6 protein-coding genes are annotated in these 10,068 nt (G+C 61.3%); 4 read left to right on the top strand and 2 right to left on the bottom strand.

Annotated elements, in window-relative coordinates:
• Window positions 1–47: 47 nt before the first annotated feature.
• The 4 genes from ettA to glnE all read left to right on the top strand — a co-directional run bounded on the left by ettA (window position 48) and on the right by glnE (window position 6,840).
• Window positions 48–1,715, top strand: a complete 1,668-nt coding sequence (gene ettA / locus G5306_RS20195; protein WP_139471946.1) for an energy-dependent translational throttle protein EttA — start codon at window positions 48–50, stop codon at window positions 1,713–1,715.
• Between the two features lie 126 nt (window positions 1,716–1,841).
• Complete coding sequence (locus tag G5306_RS20200; protein WP_227341326.1) at window positions 1,842–2,171, top strand: hypothetical protein; 330 nt, start codon at window positions 1,842–1,844, stop codon at window positions 2,169–2,171.
• A 264-nt stretch (window positions 2,172–2,435) separates the two neighbouring features.
• Entirely contained in the window at window positions 2,436–3,779 is a 1,344-nt protein-coding gene (locus G5306_RS20205; RefSeq protein ID WP_005343409.1) for an NCS2 family permease, read from the top strand.
• A gap of 187 nt (window positions 3,780–3,966) precedes the next feature.
• On the top strand, window positions 3,967–6,840 hold the full coding sequence (gene glnE, locus G5306_RS20210; RefSeq protein WP_421313587.1) for a bifunctional [glutamate--ammonia ligase]-adenylyl-L-tyrosine phosphorylase/[glutamate--ammonia-ligase] adenylyltransferase: 2,874 nt from the start codon (window positions 3,967–3,969) through the stop codon (window positions 6,838–6,840).
• 173 nt (window positions 6,841–7,013) lie between these two features.
• Here the strand turns inward: glnE and G5306_RS20215 are convergent, their stop codons facing one another.
• Complete coding sequence (locus tag G5306_RS20215; RefSeq protein ID WP_421313588.1) at window positions 7,014–9,176, bottom strand: AsmA family protein; 2,163 nt, start codon at window positions 9,174–9,176, stop codon at window positions 7,014–7,016.
• Between the two features lie 132 nt (window positions 9,177–9,308).
• Window positions 9,309–9,815 carry an NUDIX domain-containing protein gene (locus G5306_RS20220; RefSeq protein WP_421313590.1) on the bottom strand — a complete coding sequence of 169 codons (507 nt, stop codon included), beginning with the start codon at window positions 9,813–9,815 and terminating at the stop codon, window positions 9,309–9,311.
• Window positions 9,816–10,068 lie beyond the last annotated feature (253 nt).

The raw sequence follows: 10,068 nt of genomic DNA on the forward strand, positions 1-10,068 counted from the left end.
TGTTAATGCCAAGACATTAACCTGCTGAAAAGGAAGAGAATTAGCCAATGGCTCAATTTATTTACACCATGAACCGGGTCGGCAAGGTAGTGCCGCCCAAGCGTCATATTCTCAAGAACATCTCCTTGAGCTTCTTCCCAGGCGCCAAGATCGGCGTGCTGGGTCTGAACGGCGCCGGTAAATCGACCTTGCTGCGTATCATGGCAGGCATCGACACCGAGATCGAAGGGGAAGCCCGTCCGCAGCCCGGCATCAAGATCGGCTACCTGCCGCAGGAGCCGAAGCTGGATCCGGAGCAGACCGTACGCGAGGCGGTCGAAGAGGCCGTTGGCGAAGTGAAGCGCGCCATGGCCCGTCTGGACGAGGTCTATGCGGCCTACGCCGACCCGGATGCCGACTTTGACAAGCTGGCCCGCGAACAGGGCGAGCTGGAAGCCATCATCCAGGCTCAGGGCGGCCACAACATGGAAAACCAGCTGGAGCGGGCGGCCGATGCCCTGCGCCTGCCGGCATGGGATGCCAAGATCAAGCACCTTTCCGGTGGTGAGCGCCGCCGTGTGGCACTGTGCCGTCTGCTGCTGGAAAAGCCGGACATGCTGCTGCTGGACGAACCGACCAACCACCTGGATGCGGAATCCGTGGCCTGGCTGGAGCGCTTCCTGCACGACTACGAAGGCACTGTAGTGGCGATCACCCACGACCGTTACTTCCTCGACAACGTAGCGGGCTGGATCCTGGAGCTGGACCGCGGCGAAGGTATCCCGTGGGAAGGCAACTACTCCTCCTGGCTGGAGCAGAAGGACGCCCGTCTGGCGCAGGAAGCAAGTTCTGAAGCTGCCCGTCGCAAGTCCATCGAGAAAGAGCTGGAGTGGGTTCGTCAAAACCCGAAAGGGCGTCAGGCCAAGTCAAAGGCCCGTATGGCTCGCTTCGAAGAGCTCAACACCAACGACTACCAGAAGCGCAACGAGACCAACGAGCTGTTCATTCCGCCCGGACCGCGCCTCGGCGACAAGGTGGTGGAAGTGGCCAACCTGCGCAAATCTTACGGTGATCGGGTGCTGATCGACGATCTGTCATTTGCCATTCCGAAGGGTGCCATCGTCGGCATCATCGGCCCGAACGGTGCCGGTAAGTCGACCCTGTTCCGCATGATGTCGGGTCAGGAGCAGCCGGATTCCGGTACCATCACCCTGGGTGAAACCGTGGTACTGGCCTCTGTCGATCAGTTCCGCGACAGCATGGATGACAAGAAGACGGTATTCGAAGAGGTCGCTGACGGTCAGGATATCCTGCGCATCGGCAACTACGAGTTCCCTAGCCGCGCCTATATTGGCCGCTTCAACTTCAAGGGTTCCGACCAGCAGAAGCGGGTTGGCGAACTCTCCGGTGGTGAGCGCGGTCGTCTGCATCTGGCCAAGCTGCTGCAGACCGGCGGCAACGTGCTGCTGCTGGATGAACCGACCAACGATCTGGATATCGAAACCCTGCGCGCCCTCGAGAACGCCCTGCTGGAGTTCCCGGGTTGCGCCATGGTCATCTCCCACGACCGCTGGTTCCTCGACCGCATCGCCACCCACATCCTGGACTATCAGGACGAGGGCAAGATCGAGTTCTTCGAAGGCAACTTCACCGAATACGAAGAGTGGAAGAAGAAGACCTACGGCGCCGAGGCGATCCAGCCGCACCGCGCGAAGTACAAGCGCATCGCCAAGTAAGCTGTCAGTCGGTACAAGCCGTACCATTGCAGCTGCGACCAACGTCACAAGGGGAGCTCCGGCTCCCCTTTCTGTTGTCTTTTGGCTTACAATCCTAGACGGATGCCTTTGCATGGATGTAGCACGATGACGACCCCCATAGAGAAAAAACTCACCATCCAGATCCGGGTTGAACCGGGTTGTCTCGGGCCGGATGGCAAGACACATATAGAGACCTTCTGTGCCGCTGCTGCCAAGATTTTTGCCGCCGTGGAGCCCGAGCTGGTGAGCTGGGTGCTGATCCCCCGCTATGACAAGCAGCTGCCGGAGCAAGAGTTCTTTATCGAGGGGCGCAAGCTGACCGAAGAGCAGGCAAGCCTGTTTCTGCGCCGCCTCGGCCGCGAACTGGGTGAGGTTCAAGACCGGCTCGATTCTGTGCTGGCCCAGCTGGTCGAGCGCTACTTCAAGACCCTTTAAGTCCCCACTTTTCGATAAAAGGTTCTCTGCTGAGAACCTTTTTTCATGCTCAAAAAGCAAACGTTTGAATTTTTGCTCTATTCATTGATCCGCTTCGCAGATCCGGGGTTTGTAAACGGCGCCGCCTGTGTAAAAATGTGCGCGCTGTCACGGTATCAGGACGAGTCTGGTTACTTAACCGCCAGAAACAGGGCAATTTACCCCGCATGGATGGGATAGCCCGTTCCCCTGCTGCTTATTTCACGTCACCTATTGGAATCCAACATGAATCAACAACACCAAGCTGCCAATCAGGCCGCCGGGCAAGGATTGCTTGAGCGCCTGTTTGCCCTGCAAGGCCATGGCACTACCGCCCGCACCGAAGTGATCGCAGGTATCACCACCTTCCTGACCATGGTCTACATCGTGTTCGTCAACCCGCAGATCCTCTCTGCTGCGGGCATGGACACCCAGGCCGTGTTCGTCACCACCTGCCTCATCGCCGGTATCGGCAGCATCCTGATGGGCCTGTTGGCCAACCTGCCGATCGCGCTGGCCCCCGCCATGGGCCTCAACGCCTTCTTCGCCTTCGTGGTGGTCGCCGGCATGGGTTACTCCTGGCAAGTGGGCATGGGCACCATCTTCTGGGGTGCCATGGGTCTGTTGATCCTCACCCTGCTGCGGGTGCGCTACTGGCTGATCGGCAACATTCCGCTCACCCTGCGGGTTGGCATCACCGCCGGTATCGGTCTGCTGATTGCCCTGCTCGGCCTGCACAACGCCGGGATCGTTGTGGCCAGCCCCGCGACCATGGTGACCGTGGGCAACCTCACTTCCCTGCCCTGCCTGCTGGGTCTGCTCGGTTTCTTCCTGATCTGCATCTTCTCCGCCCGCGGCGTTCATTCCGCCGTGCTGATCGCCATCGTGGTCACCACGGGTCTGGGCTGGCTGTTTGGCGATGTCACCTTCAAGGGCTTCGTCTCCATGCCCCCCAGCATCGAGCCAGTGTTCGGCCAGCTGGATCTGATGGGTTCGCTCGACATCAGCCTGGCCGGCATCATCTTCTCCTTTATGCTGGTCAACCTGTTTGACTCTTCCGGCACCCTGATCGGCGTCACCAACCGCGCCAAGCTGGCCGATGACAAGGGCCACTTCCCGCGCATGAAACAGGCGCTGATGGTGGATAGCGTGAGCTCCGTCGGCGGCGCCTTCATGGGCACCTCCTCGGTCACCGCCTTTATCGAGAGCAGCTCCGGCGTCGCCGTCGGCGGCCGTACCGGTCTGACCGCCATCGTGGTCGGCCTGCTGTTCCTGCTGGCTATCTTCTTCTCCCCGGTCGCCGCCATGGTGCCGGCCTATGCTGCCGCTGGCGCCCTTATCTATGTGGGCGTGCTGATGTGCTCCGAGCTGACCCGGGTGAAGTGGGAAGATTTGACCGAAGCGGTACCGGCCTTTATGACCGCCGTCATGATGCCGTTCAGCTTCTCCATCACCGAGGGGATCGCCGTCGGCTTTATCTCCTACTGCGTGATGAAGGCGGGTACCGGCCGCTGGCGCGAGATCAACCCCTGCGTGCTGGTGGTGGCCCTGCTGTTCGTGCTCAAGTTCGTCTGGGTCGATAGCCACTGATAATGACCAGCGCAATCCGATGGGCTCCCGACAGGGAGCCCATTTTTATTTGCCGGATCATGCTTCTCGCCCCTGCGCTGTGACGCGGGGGCCTGACAGTGCTAGATTGGCAGCCACCATTTTGAACCGGCAGCGTTGTTAACCTCGTGTCGTTAACCCGCTGTCGTGAACCACAAGGACGGCAACCGTGGCCCAGCACTCTCCCTCTTTCTCCGCCTTCTCCCCCCTGCTGCAAGAACAGGCCGAGCGCCAATGGCAGCGACTGGTCGAGCTGGCCCCCGACTATGGCTCGCTGCCCGAGCCCGTTCGCCAGACCCTGCTGACCCTGCTCGGCCTCTCCGATTTTGTCGCCGACTCCCTCTTCAAACAGCCGGAGTTGCTGACCGAACTGCTCGCCTCCGGTGATCTCGAACGAACCGAACGCTGGCCCGCTTACCAGCACGATCTGACCGCCCTGCTCGCCGAGGTAAGCGATGAAGAGGCGCTCAAGCGCATCCTGCGCCAGTTCCGCCGCAGCCGCATGCTGGTGATCGCCTGGCGCGAGCTGCTGGGCCACGCTGAAGTAGAAGAGAGCTTTATCCACCTCACCAAACTGGCGGATGCCCTGATCTGCTCTGCCCGCGACTGGCTCTACACCAAACAGTGTGGCGAACTGGGCACCCCGATGGACGGCAACGGCAACCCGCAACCGCTGCTTATCCTCGGCATGGGCAAGCTCGGCGGTGGCGAGCTCAACTTCTCCTCGGACATCGACCTTATCTTCACCTTCCCCGAGAACGGCTACACGGTCGGCGGGCGGCGCGAGCTGGCCAACCAGCAATTTTTCATCAAACTCGGTCAGCGCATCATCAACGCCCTCCACCAGCCCACTCAGGATGGTCAGGTGTTCCGGGTCGATATGCGCTTACGCCCCTTTGGCGATGCGGGGCCGCTCGCCATCTCCTTTGCCGCCATGGAGGATTACTACCAGCATCACGGCCGCAACTGGGAGCGCTACGCCATGGTCAAGGCGCGGGTGCTGGGGCCCCAGTGTGAACACGCGGTGGAGCTGGCCGAGATGCTGCGCCCCTTCGTGTTTCGCCGCTATATCGACTTTGGCGTCATCGACGGCCTGCGCCAGATGAAGGCGATGATCGCCGCCGAGGTGCGCCGCAAGGGGCTGGAGGGCAACATCAAGCTGGGGGCTGGCGGCATCCGTGAAGTGGAGTTTATCGCCCAGGCGCTGCAACTTATTCGCGGCGGTCGTGAACCGGCGCTGCGGGTGCGCCACCTGCCCGAAGCGCTGGCTGCCATCGCCCAATGTGGCGCCCTCGAATCTGCCCATTGCGATCGCTTGCTGACGGCCTATCGCTTCCTGCGCCGGGTCGAGAACATATTGCAGGAGATCGGCGATCAGCAGACCCAGACCCTGCCCACCGAAGAGCGGGATCGCCAGCGGCTGATCGCTGCTCTGGGTTTTGCCGACTGGGGCGCCTTTATGGCTTATCTGGATGAGGAGATGGCCGCCGTCCATCAGGAGTTCGTCGCCGTGGTGGGGGAAGAGAAGGAGGCCCCCGCCCATCTGGAGCAGCTCTGGCTCGATCTCTGGCGCACCGAGCTTGACGCCGCCGAGCTGGAGCAACTGCTGACCGCGCAGGGGGTGGCCGAGCCCGCCCCGCTCTGCGCCGCTCTGCTGCGTTTCAAGGAGGAGTACAAGCGCCGTCAGGTGGGGCCGCAGGGGCGCATCGCGCTGGACTGGCTGATGCCGGAGCTGCTGCGGCTGGTGGTCGCCAGCGAGCAACCCGCCCGCCTGTTCGAACGGGTGTGCGAGTTGCTGACCCGTATCTTCACCCGCAGCGCCTATCTGCAGCTGCTGGCGGAAAACCCGGGCGCCCTGCGCCAGCTGGTGCGGCTGTGTGACGCCAGCCATCTGGTGAGCGAGCAGCTGGCCCGCTACCCCATCCTGCTGGACGAGCTGCTCGATCCCCAGCACCTCTATCACCCCACCCCGCTCGATCAGTACAAGCCCCAGCTGCGCCAGTTCCTGCTGCGCATCCCCGAAGAGGACGTGGAGCAGCAGATGGAGGCGCTGCGCCAGTTCAAGCAGGTGCAACTGCTGCGTATCGTGGCGGCCGACATCGCCGGCGCCCTGCCGCTGATGAAGGTGAGCGACCACCTCACCTGGCTGGCGGAGGCGATCACCGAAGAGGTGGTCAATCAGGCTTGGTCCCAGATGAGCGAGCGCTACGGGGTGCCACCCGAGGTGGCGGTGAGCGGCCAGCGCGGCTTTGCGGTGGTGGCCTACGGCAAGCTGGGTGGCATCGAGCTCGGCTACGGCTCGGATCTCGATCTGGTGTTCCTGCACGGCGGCGATCCCAACAGCTACACAGATGGCCGCAAGCCCATCGATAGCCGCCAGTTCTACCTGCGCCTTGCCCAGCGGATCCTGCACCTGTTCAGCACCCGCACCCCCTCCGGCATTCTCTACGAGATCGATATGCGGCTGCGCCCCTCCGGCGACTCCGGCCTGCTGGTCTCGTCGCTGTCGGCCTACGAGCTGTATCAGCAAAGCGAGGCCTGGACCTGGGAACATCAGGCGCTGGTGCGGGCCCGTCCCATCTATGGCGATGAGGCGGTGATCGCCGAGTTTGCCCGCATCCGCCGCGCCGTGCTGGCCAAGGAGCGCGACCTGCCGACCCTGGCCCGCGAGGTGCGCGAGATGCGCCACAAGATGCGGGATCACCTGCTGAAAGCGGGGGCTGGCGAGTTCGACCTCAAGCAGTCCCCCGGCGGCATGGTGGATATCGAGTTTATCGCCCAGTATCTGGTGCTGGCCCACGCCTGCGGCGAGCCCGATGCCCTCACACGCTGGTCCGATAACGTACGCATCTTCGACGAGTGCGTCCTGGCAGGGGTGATGACCCTGGAGCAGGCAGAGGGGCTGAAACAGGCCTATCTGGAGATCCGCAACCTCGGCCATCGCCTCAACCTCTCGGAGATCTCCCGCAAGGTGAGCGACGATCAGCTGCAGAGTGAGCGCAGCCATGTCCTCGGCGTCTGGCAAACCCTGCTGGGGGAGTAATTCCCGCCTGCGGCAATGAAAAAGGGCCCGCCTGAAGCAATTCAGGCGGGCCCTTCCCTATAGAGTTGCCAGGCCAATGCCTAGTCCGATACGACACTCACAGAACGGTCTCCACAATAAGAAAGAGCCCGCACGGGGCGGGCTCTGCATGGGGATAAAACGAAAGGCTGGGGCTATTTGAACAATCCCTTGAGCAGCTGGTCAGCCACCCCTTTGACGGCTTCATTGTCGGCCTTGTCCCCCAGCAGCTTCTTGAGGCCGCGTTCGGCCTCCTTGCGCGCCTTATCCTCCAGCAGCTTGTTGTTGCTAAGCAGAGCCTTCACATCGAGCTGGTAGCTGGGGGCTTGCCAGTGACCGCCGATCCGCACCGGAATGGTGATCTCCTTCAGCTCATCCACATCCTTGCCCCCCTGCCCCTTGCTGCTCTCGACAATGGAGGTGAGGAACAGGAAGTCGAGGCTCTCCAGCACCAGCGCCGTCTGCCCCTCGCCCTTGACCCGCAAGGCGGGGGCAAAGAGCTGGATGTCGTTGCTACGGGCGATGCCGTCGGCAATCTGGAAGCTGGCGGTGAGGGCGCTGAAGTCGGTCTTGCGCGCCTCCTTCACCTGCTCGGCCCCCTTGCCGGTGAGGGTGGCCCGCGCCTCGCGGATCATTTCCGCTAGGTTGATGCCGTGCAGGGCGCCGTCGCTCAGCTTCAAGGTCACCTTGCCCTGCATTCCGTTGCGCAGTGCCAGAGGGGAGAGACCACGCCCCTGCACCTGCACATCGAGATCGCCCTTACCCTCCAGCAGATCGCTCTGGGCCAGAGTCTGCAGCAAGGGACGAATGTTCACTCCGGCCACCTGCTTGTGCACCTTGTAGGTGGCGGGTTGCTGGCGTGCGTCGAGAACCCCTTTCGCGCTTACCTGACCGCCCGCCACGGTCGCGCTGAACTGTTTGAGCGTCAGCAGTCCCTTGGCCAAAACCACCTGCAGATCGACAGTACCGAGATCCAGCCCTTTCAGGCGCAGGCTACCGAGTTGCAACCGACCATCCAGATCCACCCCTTTGAGCGCGCCCAGATCCGGTTCAACCGCGGAGAGTGCTTCGCTCTTGCCGGTTGCTTCTTTATCGCCAGTTGCAGCGGTATTGGAAGCACCGACCGTTGGTTTGTCCTCTCTCGCCTGCGCTGGTGTGGTCGGTGCCGATCTGGCGAGCCATTTGTCGAGATCCAGCTTCTCCCCCTTGAGATCGAAGCTGATCGAGGGAACAGCGCCAAGCTGCACGGTTCCATCACCACTCAGCAGCGCCTCATCAGCACTCATCACCAGCTTGCTCAGGGTAATCAACTCCTTGTCGAGCTCGGCACGGGCAAACCCGGCCAGTTTCAGCTTCATCTGCGGGCGCGGCAGCGCATCACCTTCCAGCGCAGCCGTCAGCAGCACATCGGAGAGCTCGGCCAGCTTCATCTCTTTATCGAGCCGTCCCTTGAGCGTTCCTTCCAGCGAACCAGCCAGTGAAGCTTGCTGCCCCTCACCCTTGGCTCCTTTCAGCGCCAACGTGAGGTTGCTCCACTCACCAAGGGCCAGTCGGTCTCCCTTGATGGAGAAACTGTCGAATCGCAGAGACGGGTCACTCAGGCTGCCGCTGAGGCTCAGATCTTTCAGCTCACTCGCCATCACCTCCTGCGCCAGCTTGATCTGGGTCTGCCCTTTAACGTCGAAAGCGAGCTTGTCGGCACTCCCCTTGGCGGCCAGCGTCACGGGTACCCACTGACCGGTGGCCAGTTGCCCCATATCGAGATCGAGGCGATCCAGTCGCAGCGACGTGCCGCTGCGATCATCCTGTACCAGCGCACTGGCCTGGGAGAGCGCGACACCCTGCAAGCTGATCTGCCAGGGCTTGCTATCAGCGGTTGGCGCTGGGGCTGCGGGAACGACCGGTTCGCTTGCATCAGCAGTGGCATCTTTGAGCAGTCCGCTCAGATTGGAGCTGCCATCCGCCTTGGTCTGGATAAAGAGATGGGCGCCACTCAGGGTCACCTTGCCGATCTCCAGACGATGGGAGAGCAGCGGCAACAGGGCCACCGAGGCCTCGCCCTGCTCGAAACGAACCAGATCCGGCTCGGCAAAACCGGCCGGATTGCGCAGAGCGACCTTCTCCAGCGAGAGGCCGAGACTCGGCCAGAAACGCCAGTCAATCTCCCCCGCCATCACCAGCTCCCGACCCGTGCTCTTGCGCACCTGTTCAGCCAGTTGGGGCTTGAATTGATTGGGGTCGATAAGGCTTATCAACGTCACTATGGCCAGCAAGGCTGCCACGGCGATGCCGAGCAAGATGAGAACTATCTTCTTCACGATATGCTCCTTGAATCCGGATCCACTGCTGACTATACCACTCACCGTCTGACGAATGGCGTCTGCGGGACAAAAGTGGACAAGGATGAGACAGGGATGGTCGCTGCCAATCCCCATCGTCATCAGCAGGGATCAGGCTTGCAAAGAGGATTGCTGCAGCCGCGCCACCGCGGTGCGCGTCGATTCGAAAGCAAAGCGGGGCAAGGGAATATCGCTGATCTTCAGCCACTGACAGGCGGCCACATCGTCAGCCGGCTGGATGAACGGTTTTTCACTCAGCTTGATAGCGAAAAAGGTGTCACAGGTGTGATAGGTGATGCCATCGTAGATATAGATATTGGGAAAGGAACCGAGATAGGTACAAGGATGAGCGCTGACATCGAGCCCCAGCTCCTCCTGCAACTCGCGCACCAGTGCCTCCTCCAGCGACTCGCCGGGATCGACAAATCCGCCCGGCAGATCCAGCAACCCCTTGCCCGGATTGCGGGCACGCACCGCAACCAGCACCTCATCCTGCCAGCAAAGCGCCACCATCACCGCCGTCGCCACATTCTGGAAAAAATGAAAACCGCAGCCACAGAGAAACTCTTTAGGGCTGACGCTCTGCAAGGTTTGACCACCGCATTTTGGACAAAACATGGGCTATCTCCGACGAAATAAAGCACCATTTTACGCTGTTGTGACCGTTTTTTATGAGTAAAACCGACGGGGAAGACTAGGCATTCAAAGGGAGAGGAATAAAACGGGACAATTATCAGACGATTTGCTGATTTTCAGGCAATAAAAAACCCCGCTCATAGAGCGGGGTTTCTTGTATTGGGTGCCTGGCAGTGTCCTACTCTCGCATGGCGAATGCCACACTACCATCGGCGCTACCGCGTTTCACTTCTGA

Origin of the sequence: Aeromonas sp. 603404, assembly GCF_049171775.1 — a bacterium.
Lineage (GTDB): Bacteria > Pseudomonadota > Gammaproteobacteria > Enterobacterales > Aeromonadaceae > Aeromonas > Aeromonas veronii_A.

Bases quoted from the DNA above. Each gene is read 5' to 3' on its own strand.
- ettA (WP_139471946.1), top strand. From the start codon at position 48: ATGGCTCAATTTATTTACACCATGAACCGGGTCGGCAAGGTAGTGCCG.
- G5306_RS20205 (WP_005343409.1), top strand. From the start codon at position 2,436: ATGAATCAACAACACCAAGCTGCCAATCAGGCCGCCGGGCAAGGATTG.
- G5306_RS20220 (WP_421313590.1), bottom strand. From the start codon at position 9,815: ATGTTTTGTCCAAAATGCGGTGGTCAAACCTTGCAGAGCGTCAGCCCT.
- G5306_RS20200 (WP_227341326.1), top strand. From the start codon at position 1,842: ATGACGACCCCCATAGAGAAAAAACTCACCATCCAGATCCGGGTTGAA.